General features: G+C 72.8%; 15 protein-coding genes and 1 rRNA gene. 9 read left to right on the forward strand and 7 right to left on the reverse strand.

The genetic code is table 11. The features are described 5' to 3' along the window. From F6X68_RS05530 to F6X68_RS05560, 7 genes are all read right to left on the reverse strand, one after another. Positions 1-69, reverse strand: a 16S ribosomal RNA gene (locus F6X68_RS05530); the annotation flags it as partial. Positions 70-697: 628 nt separating this feature from the next. Beyond that, entirely contained in the window at positions 698-1,546 is an 849-nt protein-coding gene (locus F6X68_RS05535) for a PmoA family protein (RefSeq protein ID WP_151453248.1), read from the reverse strand. A 23-nt stretch (positions 1,547-1,569) separates the two neighbouring features. Then, positions 1,570-2,208, reverse strand: coding sequence for a hypothetical protein (locus F6X68_RS05540; protein WP_151453249.1), 639 nt, complete (start codon positions 2,206-2,208; stop codon positions 1,570-1,572). Beyond that, entirely contained in the window at positions 2,205-2,966 is a 762-nt protein-coding gene (locus F6X68_RS05545) for a carbohydrate ABC transporter permease (RefSeq protein WP_132238380.1), read from the reverse strand. Before F6X68_RS05545 ends, F6X68_RS05540 begins: the two co-directional genes overlap by 4 nt. 137 nt (positions 2,967-3,103) lie before the next feature. Beyond that, a complete protein-coding gene (locus F6X68_RS05550; protein ID WP_151453250.1) occupies positions 3,104-4,087 on the reverse strand; it encodes a carbohydrate ABC transporter permease in 984 nt (327 codons plus the stop codon). 28 nt (positions 4,088-4,115) lie between these two features. Then, positions 4,116-5,465 carry an ABC transporter substrate-binding protein gene (locus F6X68_RS05555; protein ID WP_151453251.1) on the reverse strand — a complete coding sequence of 450 codons (1,350 nt, stop codon included), beginning with the start codon at positions 5,463-5,465 and terminating at the stop codon, positions 4,116-4,118. A gap of 19 nt (positions 5,466-5,484) precedes the next feature. Continuing rightward, positions 5,485-6,612 (reverse strand): LacI family DNA-binding transcriptional regulator, encoded by a 1,128-nt coding sequence (locus F6X68_RS05560; RefSeq protein ID WP_151453252.1) that lies wholly within the window; start codon positions 6,610-6,612, stop codon positions 5,485-5,487. 239 nt (positions 6,613-6,851) lie between these two features. On the opposite strand from F6X68_RS05560, the gene F6X68_RS05565 reads away from it, so the two are divergent. The 9 genes from F6X68_RS05565 to F6X68_RS05605 all read left to right on the forward strand — a co-directional run bounded on the left by F6X68_RS05565 (position 6,852) and on the right by F6X68_RS05605 (position 21,354). After that, positions 6,852-8,180: a Gfo/Idh/MocA family protein gene (locus tag F6X68_RS05565; protein WP_151453253.1), complete on the forward strand. Its 1,329-nt coding sequence runs from the start codon at positions 6,852-6,854 to the stop codon at positions 8,178-8,180. Positions 8,181-8,210: 30 nt separating this feature from the next. Next, positions 8,211-9,635 carry a glucuronate isomerase gene (gene uxaC / locus F6X68_RS05570; RefSeq protein ID WP_151453254.1) on the forward strand — a complete coding sequence of 475 codons (1,425 nt, stop codon included), beginning with the start codon at positions 8,211-8,213 and terminating at the stop codon, positions 9,633-9,635. Beyond that, on the forward strand, positions 9,632-10,936 hold the full coding sequence (locus tag F6X68_RS05575) for an enolase C-terminal domain-like protein (protein ID WP_151453255.1): 1,305 nt from the start codon (positions 9,632-9,634) through the stop codon (positions 10,934-10,936). Before uxaC ends, F6X68_RS05575 begins: the two co-directional genes overlap by 4 nt. Further along, on the forward strand, positions 10,933-12,414 hold the full coding sequence (locus F6X68_RS05580) for a mannitol dehydrogenase family protein (RefSeq protein ID WP_370518910.1): 1,482 nt from the start codon (positions 10,933-10,935) through the stop codon (positions 12,412-12,414). Before F6X68_RS05575 ends, F6X68_RS05580 begins: the two co-directional genes overlap by 4 nt. Positions 12,415-12,455: 41 nt before the next feature. Then, positions 12,456-13,655 (forward strand): Gfo/Idh/MocA family protein, encoded by a 1,200-nt coding sequence (locus tag F6X68_RS05585; protein WP_151453277.1) that lies wholly within the window; start codon positions 12,456-12,458, stop codon positions 13,653-13,655. Positions 13,656-13,826: 171 nt separating this feature from the next. Next, a complete protein-coding gene (locus tag F6X68_RS05590; RefSeq protein ID WP_151453257.1) occupies positions 13,827-15,218 on the forward strand; it encodes a polysaccharide lyase family 1 protein in 1,392 nt (463 codons plus the stop codon). Between the two features lie 115 nt (positions 15,219-15,333). After that, positions 15,334-16,956, forward strand: a complete 1,623-nt coding sequence (locus F6X68_RS05595) for a polysaccharide lyase family 1 protein (protein ID WP_151453258.1) — start codon at positions 15,334-15,336, stop codon at positions 16,954-16,956. A gap of 121 nt (positions 16,957-17,077) precedes the next feature. After that, on the forward strand, positions 17,078-19,618 hold the full coding sequence (locus tag F6X68_RS34055) for a polysaccharide lyase family 1 protein (RefSeq protein WP_225852007.1): 2,541 nt from the start codon (positions 17,078-17,080) through the stop codon (positions 19,616-19,618). A gap of 296 nt (positions 19,619-19,914) precedes the next feature. Further along, positions 19,915-21,354 (forward strand): hypothetical protein, encoded by a 1,440-nt coding sequence (locus F6X68_RS05605; RefSeq protein ID WP_151453259.1) that lies wholly within the window; start codon positions 19,915-19,917, stop codon positions 21,352-21,354. The last annotated feature ends 105 nt before the right edge of the window (positions 21,355-21,459 follow it).

Consider the following 21,459-nt stretch of genomic DNA (forward strand, 5'->3'; position numbering starts at 1 on the left):
CCGCTCGACTTGCATGTGTTAAGCACGCCGCCAGCGTTCGTCCTGAGCCAGGATCAAACTCTCCAACAAAAACTTGTTGAAAAACTGTCCCGACAACAAAAAGTGTTGCCAAAGGAATCCAAGACCAACAAACCATAAATGGTCTGCCAGTCCGGGGTATAAATCATAATTGGCACTGGCTTATCAAGCACCCTGTTGAGTTCTCAAAGAACAACCACACACCGCCCAGAAACCCCACACCGTGGAGCACCCGACCCGGGGCATTTCGTTCACCGCGTCCGCCGCTTTCCGCGCCGGGCACTTTTACTACGTTACCCGGTGGTTTCCGCCGTGTCAAACCGCTTCGTAGCGATCCGCACCACTTCAACCCGATTTCCGGGCATCCCGATTACGTCGACTCTCGCCGACGATTTTCGGGAAGTTCGGCAGACCGGCCGCTTCGCGGTTTCCCGCGAGCTCGCCCGGATCCCTGCCGGCCGTGAACCTTACCCGGTCGGTTCCGCCTCGCCAAATCCGCCTCGCGACGGATCCGGGGCACCGCCCGTGCCGGCCCCGGTGGGAGAACCCCACCCGGACCGATGGTCTCACCGCGCTCCGGCCTCGCCAGGGCTTTCACCCTGTTCGTCCGTTCCGCGCTGGCAGAGAGAAAGTTACGCCCGCCCGACAAGATCGTCAAATCCGGGGTGGGAGGGCCGCGTCACACCGTCCCGCCGGCGGCCAACGCGGCGGCCGTCGCCTGGTCGAGCGTGCCGTCGGCGACGACCACGCGGTGCCGCCCGGTGCGACTCGTACCCGCGGTGATCACCCTGGGCCGGTCGAAGGCGAACGCCACGCAGACCCCCGGGTACATCGCGGTGCGGACGAACCAGCGGTCGCCCTCCGCGAGCCCGGCCAGCACGAGCGTGTACGCGGCCCCGTCCGGCCCGGTGCCGGCGAAGGCCAGCCACGGCGCGTCGCTGCCGTTGACCGCGTCCTCCCCCTCGGCGGTGGCAGTGCACACCCGGGCGGGTGTCGCGCTGACCGCCCGCCAGAAGAAGCCGCCGTAGCCGGCGCCACCCGGGCGTCCGTTGGTCGCCGGGCTGCCCAGGGCGACGTCCCGGTCGGCGGGGGCGGTCAGCGTGTACCCCACGTCGAGGGCCCAGGCCCGCTCGCCGACCCGCTGCGCGGCCAGCTCCCGCCGCTCGGTGAGCAGCACCGCCCCGTCCCGGTCCCGCCACTCCAGCTGGTGCGCGAGCCGTTGCGGGTCACGGGTCTCCCAGCGGGTGTGCGCGATGCGGCCGTGGTCGTCGCGCCACGTGTAGCCGGTGTCGCGGACGTAGGTGCGCCCACCCCAGAGGTTGGTGCCGTCGACGTCCTGCACGGCCAGGGACGCGCCGAGGTGCCAGACGTGGTCGGCCGGGAACGCGTCGGTGACCACGGTCCCGCCGAGGGTCCGCACGGGGTGCAGGTACGGGCGGGGGCCGTGCCGGGGGTCGATCGCCGGGTCGACGACGTACCGGGCCACCGGCACGTCGTCGACGCTGAGCTGCCGATCGTTCTCGGTCACGCCGGCCCGCCGGTCGCCGCCCGTCACGACTGTCCCACCGGGGCGGGCACGGTCCGCCGCGCGACGGCGTGCAGGGCGGCGACCACGTACCCGGCGAGGATGGGCACCGCGACCGGAATGACCAGGACGGCGAGCAGCGCCGCGACGGCGCTGACCCCGCCGGCGGCGGCCCAGGTGCCCGGGCGGGCGCGGCAGGCGCCGGCGGCGGCACCGGCGGCCTCCCGCCAGCCGCGGCCACCACGGCGGCCGACCTCCACCACCACAAGCGCGGCGTACCCGGCCAGGGCGGCGGCCAGCACGACGGTGACCAGGAGCAGCGGTGCCCCGCCGGGGACCCGGCCACCGGCCAGCGCGGCGACGTTCACGGCGAGCAGCCCGAAGGCGGCGAGCGTCAGCACGCTCACCCCGGCGCCGGGCAGCAGTGCGCGGCCGTACCGGGTCAGGTTCTCCCGTGCGGAGGGCCAGGAACCGACGGTGTACCGGTCGTGCACCGCCGCGCTCGCGGCGGCGACGGCCGCCGCCGCGGTGAGCACCGGCAGCGCCGCCAGGGTCAGGACGATGCCGAGCACGGCCAGGTCCGTGGCGTCGGTGAGCACGTCCCGCCAGTCGCGGCGGGCCGGCCCGTCCTCGCGGTCCGGCCCGTCGTCCCGGTGCGGCCTCATCCCTTGAGTCCGCTCGTGTTGATGCCCTCCACCAGCATCCGCTGGAAGGCCACGAAGAACAGGAACACCGGCAGCAGCGACAGCACCGACATGGCGAACATCGGTCCGACGGCGCTCTGGCTCGTCGAGTCGATGAACAGGGTCAGCGCCACCGGCACGGTGTAGTCCTCGAGGTCGGAGAGGAAGACGAGCTGCCGGAAGAAGTCGTTCCAGGTCCAGATGAACGAGAAGATCGCCGTGGTGACCAGCGCCGGCCGGCTCAGCGGCAGGATCACGTGCCGGAAGATGCCGAAGGCGTTCGCGCCGTCGATCTTGGCGGCCTCGTCGAGCTCGCGCGGGATGCCCCGCATGAACTGCACCATCAGGAAGACGAAGAACGCCTCGGTGGCCAGGAACTGCGGGATCAGCAGCGGCAGGTACGGCCACTCGCCGCCCACCAGGCCCAGGCTGCGGAACAGGATGTACTGCGGCACGATCAGCACGTGCCCGGGCAGCAGGAGCGTCCCGATCATGACGGCGAACCAGACGCCCCGCAGCCGGAACCGCAGCCGCGCGAAGGCGTACGCGGCGAGCAGGCAGGAGACGCCGTTGCCGACCACGGTCAGCAGGCTGACCATCGCGCTGTTGAGGAAGAACCGGCCGAAGCTGAAGTCGAAGTTGGTCCAGCCGTCGGCGTAGTTGCCGGGGGTGAACTCGTTCGGCAGCAGGCCGATGTTGTTGACGATCTCCTCCTGGCTCTTCAGGGACGTACCGATCATCCAGAAGAGCGGGTAGAGCACGACCGCGACGATCGCGATCAGGATGAGCAGGCGCACGGCCTGCCCGCCGCCGCTGGCCCGGCGCGGGCCGCGCGGGCCGGTCGTCGCCGGGGTTGCCGTCGGGGTTGCCGTCGCGGTCACCGGTCCTCCCCGTCCGAGTAGTGCACCCAGAACCGCCCGGTGCTGAAGAAGATCGCGGTGATGATCGCGATGGCGAGCAGGAAGACCCAGGCCATCGCCGAGGCGTAGCCCATCTCCAGGTTGGTGAAGCCCGTGATGTAGAGGTTCAGCGTGTACATCAGGGTGGAGTCGACGGGGCCGCCGGTGCCGTTGCTGAGCACGAACGCGGCGGTGAAGCCCTGGAAGCCGTTGATGGTCTCCAGCACCAGGTTGAAGAAGATCACCGGCGAGAGCATCGGCAGGGTGACGGCGACGAACTGCCGCCACTTGCCGGCGCCGTCGACGGAGGCCGCCTCGTAGAGCTCGGTGGGCACCTGCTTGAGGCCGGCCAGGAAGATCACCATGGGCGCGCCGAACTGCCAGATGGCGAGCACCATGAGGGTTTCCAGCGCCCAGTCGGGGTCGTTGACCCACGGCTTGCCCTCGATGCCGAAGACGCCCAGCAGCGAGTTGAACGCGCCCTCGCGGTTGAACATGTTCACCCAGACGATGGCCAGCGCGACGCTGCCGCCGAGCAGTGACGGCAGGTAGAACAGGCCGCGGAACAGCCCGACGCCGCGCCAGGCGCGATTGAGCAGCAGGGCCACCCCGAGGGCGGCCGCCAGCTTCAGCGGCACGGCGATCAGGGCGAAGGTGAGCGTCACCCGCACCGAGTGCCAGTACGACGGGTCGGCGGTGAACATCCGCTCGTAGTTGGCGAGCCCGACCCACTCCACCTCGGAGAAGGGGGTGAGGATGTCGTAGTTGGTGAAGCTCAGGTAGAGCGACAGGAGCATGGGTATCGCCGTGACGGCCAGCAGGCCGAGCAGCCAGGGCGACAGGAAGACGTAGCCGGCCAGACCGTCACCGTGCCGGGACCGCCCGACCCCGCGCCTGCCGGCGGGGGTCGGGACGGATCCGGTACGTCGTCGGGTCGGACCGGGCGCCGTGGTCAGGGCCACGAGCCGGTTCCTCTCGGTAGCGTCAGGGTCAGGCGATGGCGGTCTTGCAGGCGGCGATGAACTGCTCCGCCGCCTGGGCGGAGCTGATCCGGCCGTACTGGGCGTTCTCGGCGGCCTTGATCAGCTCGGAGCGGACCTTGCTGTGCCCCTTGAGCGGGACCTGCGGCGCCTCGCCGAACTTCTCCGCCAGGTCGGACTCGACCTGGATCGACTGCTTCATCGCCGGGTCGGTGACGTCGTCGCTGACCACCCGGCGCAGGTCCAGGTTCGACGGCAGGCCGCGGTCGGTGCCGAGGATCTTGACCGCCTCGGGGTCGTTGGCCAGGAAGTTGATCACGTCGACCGCGACGTCCTTGTGCTTGCTGCCCTTGAACACCGACCAGTACATGGAGGCGCGGGCCCACTGGGCGCTCGGGTCACCGGGGTAGGCGATGACGCCCAGCTCGTCCTTGGTGTTCTTCTTCAGCTCCGGCATCTGGTTGACCCAGACCCAGCTGGTGCCGGCCTTGCCGGTGACCACGAGCTGCTTGGTGATGTCGGTGGCGTTGCCCTCGTGGATGACGTCGGGGGTCGGGGTGGCGCCCCGGTCCCGGGCTCCCTTCCACAGGTCGAACCACTTCGTCACGTCCTCGGCGGTGAAGCCGAGCTCCTTGCCCTTGTAGAGGTCCTTGCCCTGCTGGCGCAGCCACACCCAGAACGCCTTGTAGTCGGCGCTCGGGTCCTGGGTGCCGGGCACCTTGGTCTTCTTCGCCACCTGCTCGGCCCAGGCGATGTGCTCCTCCCAGCTCATCCCCGTGGTCGGCTCGGGCAGGCCGTTCTTGGTCAGCAGCGTCTTGTTGTAGACCAGGCCCTGGGTGTTCTCCCCCGCGGCCACGCCGGCGAGCTTGCCGTCGACGACGCCGTACTGCCAGAGGCTCTTGGGGAACTTCGACACGTCGAGGTCGCCGGAGTCCTTGTACGACGTCAGGTCGAGGGTGGTGCTGCGCGAGGCGTACTCGGCCAGGTAGTTGTCGTCGATCTGGAAGAGGTCCGGCGGGTTGCCGCCGGCCGTGAGAGTGGCCAGCTTGTCGAAGTAGCCCTGGTTGGCCTGCCAGGTCTTCTCGAACGTGACGTTCGGGTGCTTCTTGGTGTAGAGGGCGAGGGCCTCCTCGGTCAGTTTCGCCCGGGCCTCACCGCCCCACCAGAAGACCGAGAGCTTGACCGGGGCGTTCGGGTCGGTGCTGGCCTCGTCGTCGCCGCCGCAGGCGGCGGCACCGAGGACCAGGGGCAGGGCGACGACCGTGGCGAGCAGGCCGCGGATCAACCGCCGTCGGCGGACGGGGGTACGGTGAACGGGCACGGCCTGCGTGCCAGTGGTGGGGGGCGTTGCGGGGTGCATGTGCGCTCACTCCTTGGCGTTAGGAGGCGACGACGCCACCGGTGGCCGCGGTCGGGCGACCCGGGCCCGCAAGGCGATGCGGGCCCGGGACGACCAACTCGGCGTCGGGGCGGTTCCGACCGTCTGCCGGCGCGGCGGCGGTCGAGTCGCGGATGACCAGTTCGGTCTGGAGCATTACCTGTGCGGTGGTACGACGGTCGTCGCTCGTGACACCCCGACCGCCGCGTGAGCCACGGGCGGCGACGGTGTCGTGTTGCAGGAGCATGTCGACGGCCGTCCGGCCGGCGGCCGCGTTGGGCGTGGCCACCGTCGTCAACTTGGGCCGGGTGAGCCGGCTCAGGGCGATGTCGTCGATGCCGACGACGCTCACGTCCTGTGGGACGCGCATCCCGACGGCGTCGAGCCCTTCGATCAGGCCGATCGCCATCAGGTCGTTGTAGGCGAGGACCGCCGTGGCCTCGCTGCGGCGGACCTGCTCGGCGAGGGCCGCGCCGCCAATCTCGGTGGGCTGGTTGGGCCCGAGGACGGTGAACTCGGCGCCGCCGGCCCGCGCCGCGACGCCGGCCGCCCGGCGGATCTCCCGGCTGGTCCACGAGCCGCGCGGCCCGCTGAGCAGCGCGATCCGTCGGTGGCCGAGGCCGAGCAGGTGCTCGATGGCCGACCGGGCGCCCTGCCCGACGTCCATGGTGACGCACGGCAGGCCGGCGACCTGCCGGTTTATCACCACCAGCGGCACCTCGCGGCTGAGCTGCTCGATCATGCTGTTGCTCATCCGCGGGCTGCACAGCAGCACCCCGTCCACCTGCTTCGCGAGGGCGTGGACCAGCTCCTCCTCGGCGATCGGGTCCTCGTTGGTGTCGGCCACGAACACGTGGTAGTCGCGTTGGCGGGCCTGACTCTCCGCCGCCTTGATCAGCGGCGGGAAGAACGGGTTGGCGATGTCCGCGATGATCAGGCCGACGTTGTGCGTACGGCCGGTGATCAGGGCGCGGGCGGCGCGGTTGGGCCGGTAGCCGAGCTCCTCGGCGCAGGCCAGCACCCGGCCCCGGGTCTCCGGGTTGACCAGGTGCGGGGCCGAGAACGTGCGGGAGACCGTGGAGATGTGCACGCCGGAGGCCCGGGCGACGTCTCGGATGGTGGCTGGCACGGCGGGGCCCTTCGTCCAGTGTGGCTGGGGTCACGTCAGGTGCCGCCAATTAATGCAAACGGTTGTGCCGGTGTCAACGGCCGATGGTTACAGATGCGTTTCGGCCACGCTCCCACCATGTGCTCAAATGCCTATCAAAACGGATCTATGCCGCCGGTTTGGCATCGATCGTTGACGCCGCCGCGCGGCGCGTGGTTATTTCGCTGCAAACCTTTGCAGCAACACGGGAGGCGGTCGACATGTCGTCCAGCACCGGTCAACGGGTCCGACACGCCCTGGTGGGCACCGGGTCCCGGGCCGAGATGTTCGTCCGGGCGCTGGTGCGCGACCACGCCGACACCGCCGAACTCGTCGCGTTCGCCGACGTCAACCAGGCCCGCATGGACGCCCACAACCGGTGGCTCGGCGAGCTGGGCCACCCGCCGGTGCCGACGTACCGGGCCGAGGACCTGGCCGTCATGCTCGCCAAGGAGCGCGTCGACGTGCTGGTGGTGACGAGCGTGGACGACACCCACGCCGCGCACGTCGACACGGCGTTGCGGGCCGGCTGCGACGTCATCACCGAGAAGCCGATGACCGTGGACGCGGCCGGCTGCCGGCAGATCCTCGACGCGGTCGCCGACACCGGGCGGCAGGTGCGGGTGGCGTTCAACTACCGCTACAACCCCCTGCACGAGAAGCTGCGCGAGATGCTCGCCGACGGCGCGATCGGCGAGGTGGGCTCGGTGCACTTCGAGTGGCTGCTCGACGTGCGGCACGGCGCCGACTACTTCCGCCGCTGGCACCGCGACAAGGCGCACTCCGGCGGGCTGATGGTGCACAAGGCCGGCCACCACTTCGACCTGGTCAACTGGTGGCTGGACGCCACCCCCGTCGAGGTGTACGCCACCGGCCGGCTGTTCTTCTACGGCGAGGCCGGCCACCGGCACGGCTACGCCCGCGACTACGAGCGGGCGCACGGCTCCCCCGCCGCCGACGACGACCCGTTCGCGCTGCGGCTCGACGCGCACCCGAAACTGCGCGAGCTCTACCTCGACGCCGAGGCCGAGGACGGCTACCAGCGCGACCGCAACGTCTTCGCCCCGGGCGTGGACATCGAGGACGACATGGCGGTGCTCGCCCGCTACTCCACCGGCGCGACGATGACCTACCACCTCACCGCGTACGCCCCCTACGAGGGCTACCGGGTGATGGTCAACGGCAGCCGGGGCCGCCTGGAGCTGGAGGTCGTGGAGAGCGACCACGTCAGCCCGGCGTCCGCCGGTGCGCTCAAGGGCGCGGCGCTGCACGGCGACGAGGCCGCCGCCGAGGCCGGCTCCGCCACGCTGACCCTGCGGCCGTTCTGGGCGCCGCCGCAGGTCGTACCCGTCACCGGGCACACCCGCTCCGGGCACGGCGGCGCCGACGCCCGGATGGCCCGGGTCCTGATCGCCGGCGAGCCGGACCCGATGGGGCGGGCGGCGACTGCCCGCGACGGCGCCCTCGCCCTGCTCACCGGGCTGGCCGCGAACCGCTCCTTCACCACCGGCGCCCCGGTCCGGGTCGCCGACCTGCTCGACCTCTCCTGAGCCACGAACACCCTCCGAGGAGCCCCACCCGTGCCCACGACCGACCTGCTCTTCCCCGCCGACCCCGCGCAACGCGCGGTGGCCCGTCGGCTGTACGCGCTGGCCGCGCCCCAGCCGATCATCTCCCCGCACGGGCACGTCGACCCGGCGATCCTGGCCGAGGACCGCCCCTTCCCGGACCCGGCGCGGCTGCTCATCGTGCCCGACCACTACCTCACCCGGATGCTGCTCAGCCAGGGCGTCCCCCCGGCCGACCTGGGCGTGCCCACCGTCGACGGCAGCCCCACGGAGCCCGACGGGCGCACCATCTGGCGACGCTTCGCCGCGCACTGGCACCTGTTCCGGGGCACCCCCTCCCGGCTCTGGCTGGAGCAGACCTTCCGCGACGTGTTCGGGGTGCGCACCCCGCTCTCCCCGGCCACCGCCGACGCCGTCTACGACGAGCTCGCGGCCCGGCTCGCCGAGCCGGAGTTCCGGCCCCGGGCGCTGTTCGAGCGGTTCGGCATCGAGGTGCTCGCCACCACCGAGTCGCCGCTGGACGACCTCGGGCAGCACGCCAAGCTCGCCGCCGACGGCTGGGGCGGGCCGGGCGGCCGGGTGATCACCACGTTCCGGCCGGACAACGTGGCCGACATGGAGTTCGACGGCTGGGCGGACAACGTCGCGCAGCTCGGCGAGATCACCGGCGAGGACACCGGCACGTACGCCGGCTACCTGGCGGCGCTGCGCCGGCGGCGGACGGCCTTCATCGCGGCCGGCGCCACCTGCACCGACCACGGCCACCCCACCGCGCGCACCCTGGCGCTGGGCGCGGACGAGGCCGCGCGCCTCTACGACAAGGGCCTGCGCGGGGTCGCCGACGCGGCCGACGCGGAGACGTTCCGGGCGCACATGCTGCTGGAGTTCGCCCGGATGTCGCTGGACGACGGCCTCGTCATGCAGCTGCACCCCGGCTCGGTGCGCAACCACAACCGCTGGCTGTACGCGCGGCACGGCCGCGACGTCGGCGGCGACCTGCCGCAGGCCACCGAGTACCTGCACGCGCTGACCCCGCTGCTGGACGCGTACGGCAACGACCCGCGGCTGCGGGTGGTGCTCTACACCCTCGACGAGTACACCTTCAGCCGGGAACTCGCCCCCCTGGCGGGCGGGTACGCCGCCCTGTACCTCGGCGCGCCGTGGTGGTTCCTGGACTCGCCCGAGGTGCTGCGCCGGTTCCGCGAGTCGGTCACCGAGTCCGCGGGCTTCTACAACACCGCCGGGTTCGTCGACGACACCCGCGCGTTCTGCTCCATCCCGGTACGCCACGACGTGGCCCGCCGGGTCGACGCCGCCTACCTGGCCCGGCTGGTCACCGAGCACCGCCTCGACGAGGACGAGGCGGCCGAGACCATCGTCGACCTGGCGTACCGGCTGCCGAAGAAGGTCTTCAAGATCGGAGAGAATGTCCTGTGAGTGTCACCGTCACCGCCGTCGACGTGCACGACGTGCGGTTCCCGACCGCCGCCGCGGGCGACGGCTCGGACGCGATCAACCGGGGTGACTACTCGGCCAGCTACGTCGAGCTGCGCACCGACGCCGGCGTCACCGGGGCCGGGTTCACCTTCACCAACGGTCGCGGCAACGAGCTGACCTGCGCCGCGATCGAGGCCCTCGCCCACCACGTGCGGGGCCGGACCGTGGAGGAGATCTTCGCCGACCCGGTGGCGTTCTGGCGCTCGCTGAGCGCCGACGTGCAGCTGCGCTGGCTGGGCCCGGAGAAGGGGGTCATCCACATGGCCACCGGCGCCCTGGTCAACGCGGTCTGGGACCTGCGGGCCAAGCTGGCCGGCAAGCCGTTGTGGCAGCTGCTCGCCGAGCTGCCCACCGAGGAGCTGGTGGCCAGCATCGACTTCCACCACATCACCGACGCCCTCACCCCGGACGAGGCGGCGGCCATCCTCGACAAGGGACTGGTCGGACTGGACGAGCGCCGGGCCGGGCTGGAGCGCGACGGGTTCCCGTCGTACACCACCTCGGTGGGCTGGCTGGGCTACCCCGACGACAAGGTCCGGGCGCTGACCCGGCAGGCGTACGCCGAGGGGTGGCGGGCGATGAAGATGAAGGTCGGCGGGTTGCCGGCCGACGACCTGCGGCGGGCGCGGATCATCCGGGAGGAGATCGGCCCGGACGCGCTGCTGATGATGGACGCCAACCAGGTCTGGGACGTCGACGAGGCGATCACCAACATGGCGGCCCTGGCGGAGGTGGACCCGTACTGGATCGAGGAGCCGACGCACGCCGACGACATCCTCGGGCACGCCCGGATCGCGCGGGCGGTGACCGGCCTGACCGACGGCCGGTGCCGGGTCGCCACCGGTGAGGTGGCCGCCAACCGGGTCATCTTCAAGCAGCTGCTCCAAGCCGAGGCGATCGGCGTGATGCAGATCGACGCCTGCCGGGTCGGCGGCGTCAACGAGGTCCTCGCCGAGATCCTGATGGCGGCGAAGTTCGGGGTGCCGATCTGCCCGCACTCCGGCGGCGTGGGTCTGTGCGAGTACGTCCAGCACCTGGCGGTCTTCGACTACCTGCGGGTCGGCACCAGCCTCGACGGCCGGATGGTCGAGTACGTCGACCACCTGCACGAGCACTTCGTCGACCCGGTGCGCACCCGCGAGGGGCGCTACCTGCTGCCGCAGGCGCCCGGCTACAGCTCCACGATGAAGCCGGAGTCGATCGCCGAGTTCCGTTTCCCCGACGGACCGGTGTGGCGATGACCGGCGCCGCCCGGCTCGGTCTCGGGACGCTACGCCGGCTGCCGACGGAGAGCCGCCCGCTGATCCGCCCGGGCAGCGCGCCGGCGGGGATCGTGCACCTCGGGCTGGGCGCGTTCCACCGCGCCCACCAGGCGGTCTACACCGAGGAGGCGATGGCGCACGCCGGGGGCGACTGGGGCATCGTCGGCGTGGCGCCACGCAACCCCGACGTGGCGACGACGCTGGCCGCGCAGGACAACCTGTTCAGCGTCACCACCACCAGCGCCGAGGGGTGCCACACCCGGGTCGTCGGCGCGCTGGCCGGGACCCGGCACGCCGCCGGTGACCCCGCCGCCGTGGTGGCGCTGCTGGCCGACCCGGCGATCCGGGTGGTCACCCTCACGGTGACGGAGAAGGCGTACCAGCTCGACCCGGTGACCGGCCGGCTGCGGCCCGACCCGGAGGTCGCCGCCGACCTGCGCACCGACCGGGCGCCGGTCACCGTCCCGGGCCTGCTGCTGCGCGGGCTGCTCGCCCGCGCCGCCGCGCAGGGCCCGCCGTTGGCCCTGGTCAGCTGCGACAACCTGCCCGCGAACGGCCGCCGGCTGCGCGGCCTGGTCGAGCAGTCGGTGGCGTACGCGGGGGTGCCGGAGCCGCTGGCCGGCTGGGTGCGGGAGCAGGTCAGCTTCCCCGGCACCATGGTCGACCGGATCGTGCCGGCCAGCACGGCGCAGACCCTCGCCGACGCGGAGCGGGCCCTGGGGGTATCCGACCTGGCGGCGGTGGTCGCCGAGCCGTACCGGCAGTGGGTGATCGAGGACGACTTCCCGGGCGGCCGGCCGGCCTGGGAGCGGGCCGGCGCGGTGCTCACCGCCGACGCGGGATCCTGGGAGCGGCTGAAGCTGCGCGCCCTCAACGGCGTGCACTCGGCCGCCGCCTACCTGGGTGCGCTGGCCGGCCGGGAGACCATCGCCGACGCGCTGGCCCTGCCGCACCTGACCACGGTGCTGCGGCACCTGGTCGCCGAGGACGTGGCGGCCAGCTTCGACCCGCCCGAGGGCGTCTCGGTCGTCGCGTACGGCGAGGAGGTGCTGACCCGGTTCGCCAACCCGGCGATCCACCACCGCACCCTCCAGGTGGCCCTGGACGGCTCGCAGAAGCTGCCGCAGCGGATCCTGCACACCATCGCCGACCTGCGGGCCGCGGGCCGGTCGGCGCACTGGGCCACGCTGGTGGTGGCCGCCTGGCTGCGCTTCGCGCAGGGCCACGCCGACGACGGCAGTCCCCTGCCGCTGGCCGACCCGCTCGCCGAGGAGATCCGCGCCGCGCTCGCCGCCGGAGCGAAGACCCCGGCGGGTGCCGTCGACGCGGTGTTCGCGCTGCGCGAGGTCTTCCCCGCCGAGGTGGCCGAGGACGACGACGTACGCGCCGAGGTGACCGGGTGGCTGACCGCCCTGCAACGGCACGGGGTGGCCGCGACGCTGGCGGGCGCCCGGTGACGGCCGCCGCCGAGGGGGCGCCACCGGGACGGGCCAGCGCCGTGCCGAGGGTCGCGATCGTCGGGGCCAACGGGCACGGGCGCTGGCACCGACGGGTCGTCGCCCCACTGCACGCCGCCGGGCGGCTGCGGCTGGTCGCCCTGGTCGACGTACGTCCGATCGAGGACGAGCCGGCGGCACCGGTGCCCGACGGCACCCTGGTCCACGCCGACCACCGGGAGATGCTGCGGGCGGCCCGGCCGGACGTGGTGGTGGTCTGCACCCCACCGCACACCCATCTGCCGATCGCCCTGGACGTGCTCGCCGCGGGCGCCGACCTGCTGTTGGAGAAGCCGCCGGTGCTGTCCACCGCCGAGCACCGGGAGCTGGCCGACGCCCTCGCCGCGACGGGCCGGGCGTGCCAGGTGGGCTTCCAGGCGCTCGGCTCGGCGGCGCTGACGGCACTGACCGACGCGGTCCGGGCCGGACGGCTCGGTACCGTCACCGGCATCGCGACGGTGGCGTCCTGGCAGCGTTCCGACGCCTACTACGCGCGGGCGCCGTGGGCCGGTCGGCGGACGCTGCACGGCCGGCCGGTGCTGGACGGTGCCCTGGCCAACCCGCTGGCGCACGCGGTCATGCAGTGCCTGGCGGTCGCCGAGGCCGCCGCCGGGGACGGGCCGGTGGTCCCCGCGCGGATCGAGGTGGAGCGCTACCGGGTCCGGCCGATCGAGGTGGACGACACGGCGACCCTGCGGGTGTCGTCCCGTTCGGGACCGCCGATCGTCGCGGCGGTGACCCTGGCCGGGGAGGACTTCGTCGCCGGGGAGGTGATCGTGACGGGCACCGCCGGCCGGGCCGTGCTGGAGTACCCGACCGACCGGTTGCTGCTGCCCGGCGACGCCGGCGCACGCGAGGTGCCGGGCCGGCGCGGGCTGCTGGAGAACCTCCTCGCCCACCGCGCCGACCCGGCGGTGCCGCTGATCGCGCCCCTGGCGCGGACCGCCCCGTTCACCGCGGTGCTGGAGGCCGTCACGACCGCGCCCGAGCCGGCGCCGCTGGGCGGCGACCTCGTCACCGCCACGGGCGACGGCCCGCAGCGGGTGCTGACGGTGCGCGGGATCAACCGGCTGCTGCGCCGGGCGGCCGAGGAGGGGGCGCTGCTGTCGGAGCTGGCGGTGCCGTGGGCGGTAGCGCCGCACCGCACGGACCTGACCAGGCAGGAGGGACCGCAACGCACTGCAACTGAACCGCCCGCCTGACGCGGGTCCATATCGGATATAGGGGCGTCAACCCGACCGAGGGCGGCCGGGGCGATACTGGCGGATTTGATCAGTTGCAACACTTCTGCACACGTTTGTCATTGACTCGCATAAATCGCGAAACCTACCGTTGCCACATATCAAACAGGCGACGAACAGGTGGTCCGATAGATGTGGAAGCAGACACTGGGCGCGGCGACGATCGCCGTCGCGCTCGCGGCGACATCCGGGAGCGCGGCGGCGGCCCCGGCCCCGGACGGCGCCGCCGCTCCGGCTCCGGGCGGCGCGGCCGCCACGACCGGTGGGCTCTCCTGGGCCGCCCGGCACCTCGGCCGGCAGGCGCTGCCGGCCGGGGACGGCTGGGCGGCTGAGGGAACCGGCACCACCGGCGGCGCGGCGGCGACCCCGGAGCAGGTGCACGTGGTCTCCAGCCGGGCCGAGCTGGTCGCGGCCCTCGGCGGCGACAACACCACCAACCGGGGCAACGCCACCCCGAAGATCATCTACGTCAGGGGCGAGGTCGACGGGTTCGAGGGACCCGACGGGAGCGTCCTCGACTGCGCCGACCTCGCCGACCCGGAGTACTCGCTGGCCGCGTACCTCGCGGCGTACGACCCGACGGTCTGGGGACGGGTCGCGCCGAGCGGGCCGCTGGAGGCCGCGCGGGTGCGCTCCGTGACGAACCAGACCCGGCAGACCCAGATCAACGTCGGCCCGAACACCACGATCGTCGGCCTGCGCGGCGCCCGGCTGACCGGCCTGACGCTGATGCTCGACGGCGCGCACAACACCATCGTGCGGAACCTGACCTTCGACGACGCCCGGGACTGCTTCCCCGCCTGGTCCCCCACCGACGGCGACGCCGGCAACTGGAACTCCCAGTACGACCAGATCTCGGTGCGCCGCAGCGAGCACGTCTGGATCGACCACAACACCTTCACCGACGGCGACAACCCGGACAGCGGCCAGCCGGTGCACCTCGGCCGGCCGTACCAGGTGCACGACGGGTCGGTGGACGTCACGCACACCGCGAGCCTGGTGACCGTCTCGTACAACCGGTTCGTCGGGCGGGACAAGGTCATGCTGATCGGCTCGTCCAACACCGTCGGCCCGGACGTCGGGCGGCTGAAGGTGAGCCTGCACCACAACCTCTTCGACGGGGTGCTCCAGCGGCTGCCCCGGGTGCGCTTCGGCCAGGTCGACGTGTGGAACAACCACTACCGGCTGGCCGGCGACGGCTTCGAGTACGCGATCGGCGTCGGGGTGCAGTCCGCCGTGGTCGCCGAGAACAACTTCTTCACTCTCGGCGCCGGCGTCACGGCCGACACCCTGCTCTACGACTGGGGCGGCACCGCCGTCACCACCCGGGGCAACTGGGTCCGCGCCGCCGGGGACCGGGCCCGCCCGGTCGACCTGGTGGGCGCGTACAACGCGGCGCACGAGCCGGACCTGGCCCCGGACGCCGGCTGGACGCCGACCCTGCGCCGCGGTCCGGTGCTGCCGGCGCCCGCGGTGCCGGCGGTCGTCGGAGCGCTGGCCGGCGCGGACCGGCTGCTCCTCTAGGACGCCGGCCGCCGCGCCGTGGTGCGCGGCGGCCGGACGGCCGGTGGGCCGCCGCGTCCGGCGCTCAGCGCGGCGGCCCACCGATGCACACCCCCCCACCACCAGGAGGTGCACCATGAACCGGACACCCCGCTCCCGGACGCGCACACCGAGGCTGCTCGGCGCGGCGCTCACCGCCGGCGCCCTGGCCGTCGGCACGGTGCTCGCGACCACCTCGTCGGCGCACGCCGACACCCTGTTCAGCGACACGTTCTCCGACGGCGCGGCCGACGGGTGGTCCCGCTCCGGCGGCAGCTGGTCGGTGGTGACCGACGGCTCGTACGCCTACCGGCAGTCCGGCACCAGCAGCGACGCCCGGGCCCTGGCCGGCGCGGGTACCTGGACCGACTACGGGGTGCAGGCCCGGGTCCGGCCGACGGGCTTCGGCGGGGCGAACCGGCACGCCGGGGTGATCGCCCGGGCGCAGAGCAGCAGCAGCTACTACGCCCTGGTGGTGACCGCGAGCGGTGGCGTGCAGCTGATCCGCCGCGCCGGCGGCGACCCGGTGTCGCTGGGCTCCGCCCCCGCCGGGATCGCCGTCGGCAGCTGGGCGACGCTGCGGCTGGAGGCGGTCGGCAGCTCGCTGCGCGGCTACGTCGACGGCACGCTGCGGGTGCAGGCCACCGACGGCGCGTTCGCCGCGGGACGGACCGGCCTGGCCACCTCGTACGCGAGCGCCACCTTCGACGACGTCCAGGTGGACACGGCCACCGGCGCCCCGCCCACGGCCACGCCGACCGGCGGGCCCACCCTGCCGCCGACCGGGCCCCCGATCGATCCGGGCGCCCCGCCGATCGGTTTCGCCTCGGTGCACGCGCTCGGCCAGAACGGCACCACCGGCGGGGCCGGCGGCCCGACCGTCACGGTGGACACGGCCGCCGAGCTCCTCGCCGCGATCGGCACGGCCGGCCCGCTGACCGTGCGGGTGGACGGGATGATCGCGCTGCCCGGCCCGATGCACGACGTCACCTCGGACAAGACGATCGTCGGCGTCGGCGCGAACTCCGGCATCACCGGCGGCGGGCTGAACATCGGCCTGCCGGTCAGCGACGCGACCAGCCCGCCGGCGAACGCCGTGCACAACGTGATCGTGCGGAACCTGAACTTCCGCAACACCGTCGACGACGCGATCAACGTGCAGATGTTCTCGCACCACGTGTGGATCGACCACAACGACCTGGCGTACGGCTACGACGGCCTGATCGACGTCAAGCGCGGGTCCAGCTACGTCACCGTGTCCTGGAACCACACCCACCACCACACGAAGAACATGCTGCTCGGCCACGACGACCGCAACGCCGCCCAGGACGTCGGCAACCTCAAGGTCACGTACCACCACAACTGGTTCGACCGCACGCCGCAGCGCAACCCCCGGGTCCGCTACGGCGATCCCGTGCACGTGTTCAACAACTACTTCGTCTACAACACCGACGTCGGGGTGGCCTGCCAACTCGACTCCGGCTGCGTGGTCGAGGGCAACTACTTCGAGGACGTCGAGGTGCCCTGGTCGATCAGCTACTCCGGGGACCGGGGCCGCATGATCGCCCGCGACAACGTGCTCGCCGGCACCAGCGAGCCCGGCGACGCGGGCGGCACCGTCCAGGAGCCGCGCACGTTCTACCCGTACACCCTGACCGAGCCGGCCACCGTGAAGTCCGTCGTCACGGCCGGCGCCGGCACCGGCAAGCTCCCCTACTGACCGCCCCTCCGCGGACCGCCGGGCGCGGTTCGGCGCCGGGCATCGGCCCGGCGGTCCACGGCGCACCACACCCTCAGGGATCGATGTTCATCGATCATTTGATCACCACCAGGGAGGTCCCGTGCACCACTCCGACACTCGTCGGCGGAGGCACCGCCGAGGGTTCCTCACCGCGATCGGGGCCGCGTTCCTCGCGGTCGCCCTCACCGTCGGCATGGCCGCCACGGCCCACGCCGACACGCTCTTCTCCGACGACTTCTCCGACGGCAACTCGTCCGGCTGGACGGCCTCCGGCGGAAGCTGGTCGGTGACCGGCGACAGCGCGCGGGCGCTGCGACAGGGCGGCACCAGCAGCGACGCCCGCTCGCTGGCCGGCACGTCGAGCTGGACGGACTACTCCGTCCAGACGACCGTCCGGCCGACGGCGTTCAACGGATCGAACCGGTTCGTCGCGCTGCTCGCCCGGGTGCAGAGCAGCACCAGCTACTACTACCTCGCGCTGCGCAGCAACAACACCGTCGAGCTCAAGCGGCTGACCGGCGGCTCCGCCACCACGCTGGACACCGCCGCCCTGCCGGTCGGCACCGGGACGACCTACACCGTGCGGCTGGACGTCGCCGGCGGCTCGCTCAAGGGGTACGTGAACGGCGCCCTGCTCGCCGAGGCGACCGACACCTCGTACGCCAGCGGCCGGATCGGCGTCGCGACGTTCTACGCCAGCGCCGACTTCGACGACGTGCGGGTCGACTCGGGTGGCGCCGGCCCCACGCCGACGCCGACCAACCCGACGCCGTCGCCGACCGGCGACCCGGGCAACCCCGGCACCAACGTGGCCGACGGCTGGGCCTCGGTCGACGCGTGGGGCCAGAACGGCACCACCGGCGGCGCGGGCGGCCCCACCGTCACGGTCTCGACCGCCAGCCAGTTCGTCACCGAGGCGGCATCGAGCGGGCCGAAGATCATCCAGGTCAGCGGGATGATCGCGCTGCCCGGCCCGATGCACGAGGTCACCTCGGACAAGACGATCGTCGGCGTCGGCGCCAACTCCGGGTTCACCGGCGGCGGCCTGAACATCGGCCTGCCGATCGACAACGCGGTCACCGCGCCGCCCGCCAACGCCGTGCACAACGTGATCGTCCGGAACCTCAACTTCCGGAACTGGGCGGACGACGCGATCAACGTGCAGATGTTCTCCCACCACGTCTGGATCGACCACAACACCTGGACCACCGGGGCGGACGGCGGCGTCGACATCAAGCGCGGCTCGTCGTACGTGACGGTCTCCTACAACCACGCCGACGGCACCGACAAGAACATGCTGCTCGGCCACGACGACGGCAACGCCGCCCAGGACACCGGCCGGCTGAAGGTCACCTACCACCACAACTTCTTCGACAACACCAACCAGCGCAACCCGCGCGTGCGCTTCGGCGACCAGGTGCACGTCTACAACAACTACTACCTGAACACCGGCAACTACGGCGTCGCGTCCACCGAGAACGCCGGGGTCGTCGTCGAGGGCAACCACTTCGAGAACGTCGACGACCCGTACCACCTGGCGGAGGGCTCCTCCGGCGACGGCCGACTGGTCGCCAGGAACAACTGCCTGGTCAACTCCGGCGCCGGGCAGACCGGCGGCAGCGTGACCAACCCGCCGTACGCGTACACCGTGGGCACGGCCTGCGACATGAAGGCCGTGGTCACGGCGCAGGCCGGGGTCGGCCGGGTCGGCCTGCCCGGCAACCCGACCACCCCGCCGCCGAGCACCCCGGCGCCGACCCCGACGCCGACCCCGACGCCGACCTTGCCGCCGGCCGGGGACCTGGTCGGCTGGGCGACCCAGAACGGCGGCACCACCGGCGGGGCCGGCGGCCAGACCGTCACCGTCTCCGACGGCCAGGCGCTCGCCGACGCCCTGGAGTCCTCGTCACCGCTGGTCATCCGGGTCACCGGGTCGCTGACCATGCCCGACAAGATGAACGACGTGCGCAGCAACAAGACCGTGCTCGGCGTGGGCACCGCGACGCTGGACAACGGGCTGAACATCAGCGGCGCGAGCAACGTCATCGTCCGCAACCTGACCTTCCGGGGCTGGGACGACGACGCGATCAACGTGCAGGGCTCGCGCAACGTCTGGATCGACCACAACACGTTCGACGGCGGCTACGACGGCGCGGTGGACGTCAAACGGGCCTCCGACTTCGTCACCGTCTCGTGGAACCGGGTCACGAACCACACCAAGAGCATGCTGCTCGGCCACGACGACGGGCACACGGCCGACATCGGCCACCTGCGGGTCACCTACCACCACAACTGGTTTGACGGGAGCAAGGAGCGCCACCCGCGCGTCCGGTTCGGTGACCCGGTGCACGTGTTCAACAACTACTACTACGGCGCGGACTACGGCGTGGCGTCCACGATGGGCGCCGGGGTGCTGGTCGAGGGCAACCACTTCGAGAACGTGACCCGCCCGACCGCCGTCGGCTACGCCGAGTCGGACCCGGGTGACCTGGTCCAGCGCAACAACATCTTCACCAACTCGGGCGCGCCGGAGAGCGCCGGGGACGTCGCCCCCATTCCCTACCCGTACCGGCTCGACGACGCGAGCGGGGTCAAGGCGGCCGTGACCGCCGGGGCCGGCGCCGGTCGGATCAACCCCTGAGCCGGACCCGGGGGTGGCGGTCGGGCCGACCGTCACCCCCGGGGCGGTGGCCGGGCGGGCTGCAACAGACCTGCACGTACGGCATCGGCGACGGTGGGCAGGGCGAGAGCCAGGAAGCGACAGCCCCCCACCAGGGCGGCGGCGGCCCCGCGGACCATCCGGTCCCGCGGGGCCGTCGCATGTGGTCACCCTTTTCGCGGGGGCGTGCGGCCGCGACGGTAGCGTGGCGCCTCAGCACGGCCCGTGGGGCGGCTCTCCCGCCGGCGCGGCGCTCGCGATCGTACGGAGGAGGATGCATGTCCCACGGCGACGACCCGTTCGCGGCACGCGAGGACGCGGCCTCGCGGCCGAGCTTCGACCTCGCGCTGCGCGGCTACGACAAGCGGCAGGTGGACCGCTACGTCGAGCAGGTCGACGGCGAACGGTCGGCGCGGGCCGCGGAGCGGGAACGGGCCTCGACCCAGCTGCGGGAGCTGACCATCGAGGTGCACCGGCTGCGCGCGGAGGCGACCGAGCTGCGGGACCGGCCGGCGCAGCCGGACCGGGCGTCCTTCCGCGACCTCGGTCCGATGGTCGACCAGATCCTGGCCCTGGCCGAGAAGCAGGCCGGGGCCATCACCGACGCCGCCGGGCAGCGGGCCGCCGAACTCGAGGCCGAGGCGGAGCGGGTGCTCGCCGAGGCCCGCGAGCAGGCCACCACGACGCTGCGTGAGCTGACGGAGGAGGCGGCCGCGCGGCGCGACGAGCACGACCGGGAACACGAGGAACGCCGCGCCAACGCCCAGGCCGAGCTGGCCAGGATCCGGGAGGCGGCGGAACGGCTGCGGACGGCGGGCGAGGCGGCCCACGACCACGCGGTGCAGGAGGCGAAGCGGATCGACGAGCAGACCGCCCAGCAGGTCGAGCAGGCCCGCGTCGAGTCCGAGGCGTTCCTGGCCTCGGCCCGCGCCCAGATCCAGCAGGAGGTGCAGGCGGCGCGCGCGAAGACCCAGCAGGAGCTGGGCCAGTGGCAGGCCGGCGTGGAGCGGGAGATCAACGACCGGCGGGCCGCCGCCGAGCAGGAGATCGCCGAGCAGCTCGCGTCCGCCGAGCGGGAGCTCGGCGCCCAGCGTACGGCGGCCGAGCAGGAGATCGCGACGCTGATCGCGGAGGCCCAGCAGTACGCGGCCAAGGTCCGCCAGCACGTGGACGAGCAGGCCGCGACCCACCAGCAGCAGCTCGCCGCGACGCAGCAGGGCATCCGGGACCGGCGGGAGGCGCTGGCGCGGATGCAGTCCGAGCTGGACGCCGCCCAGCAGCAGCTGGCCCAGGCGCGGCAGGAGAGCGCGGGCGTCGAGCACGAGTTCGTCGAGGTGCAGCAGCGCCTCGCCGAGACCCGGCAGGAGCTGACCGACGAGCTGCGCCGCCTCGACGAGGCGCGCCGGGCTGCGGACTCCGCCGAGCAGCACGCCAAGGAGGTCCGCGCCCGGGTCAAGCGGGAGGCGAAGCGGGTCGCCGACCTGGCCGCGGCGGCGGTCATGGCGGCCGCCACGGGCGGCGCGGAGACCGCCGAGTACCCGCAGGTCGCGGCCCGGCCGAGGCCGGACCGGCCGGTGCCGGTGGCGGTGCGCCCCGCCGACGACGCGGCCCCGGAGGGCAGCGACGACGCGGCGGCGACCGCCCCCGGCGACGGCGGGCGGGCCCCGGCCGAGGCGCCGGCGCCGCAGCCGGCGAACCAGGTGGTCACGGCCGGCTGACCCGGCACCGGGTGGTGACGGCCGGCCGACCCGGTGCCGGGTGGTGACCGGCGGCGGCCGACCGTCCCGCGCCGGGCAGCCGGCCGTCGGCCGCCACGGCCCGCA

This window comes from Micromonospora sp. AMSO12t, from assembly GCF_008806585.1.
GTDB lineage: Bacteria > Actinomycetota > Actinomycetes > Mycobacteriales > Micromonosporaceae > Micromonospora > Micromonospora reichwaldensis.

What these genes read in the sequence shown, in the direction of transcription:
- F6X68_RS05540 (WP_151453249.1), bottom strand. Translation starts at nt 2,208, where the DNA reads ATGAGGCCGCACCGGGACGACGGGCCGGACCGCGAGGACGGGCCGGCC.
- F6X68_RS05545 (WP_132238380.1), bottom strand. Translation starts at nt 2,966, where the DNA reads ATGATCGGTACGTCCCTGAAGAGCCAGGAGGAGATCGTCAACAACATC.
- F6X68_RS05555 (WP_151453251.1), bottom strand. Translation starts at nt 5,465, where the DNA reads ATGCACCCCGCAACGCCCCCCACCACTGGCACGCAGGCCGTGCCCGTT.
- F6X68_RS05565 (WP_151453253.1), top strand. Translation starts at nt 6,852, where the DNA reads ATGTCGTCCAGCACCGGTCAACGGGTCCGACACGCCCTGGTGGGCACC.
- F6X68_RS05580 (WP_370518910.1), top strand. Translation starts at nt 10,933, where the DNA reads ATGACCGGCGCCGCCCGGCTCGGTCTCGGGACGCTACGCCGGCTGCCG.
- F6X68_RS05590 (WP_151453257.1), top strand. Translation starts at nt 13,827, where the DNA reads ATGTGGAAGCAGACACTGGGCGCGGCGACGATCGCCGTCGCGCTCGCG.
- F6X68_RS05595 (WP_151453258.1), top strand. Translation starts at nt 15,334, where the DNA reads ATGAACCGGACACCCCGCTCCCGGACGCGCACACCGAGGCTGCTCGGC.
- F6X68_RS05605 (WP_151453259.1), top strand. Translation starts at nt 19,915, where the DNA reads ATGTCCCACGGCGACGACCCGTTCGCGGCACGCGAGGACGCGGCCTCG.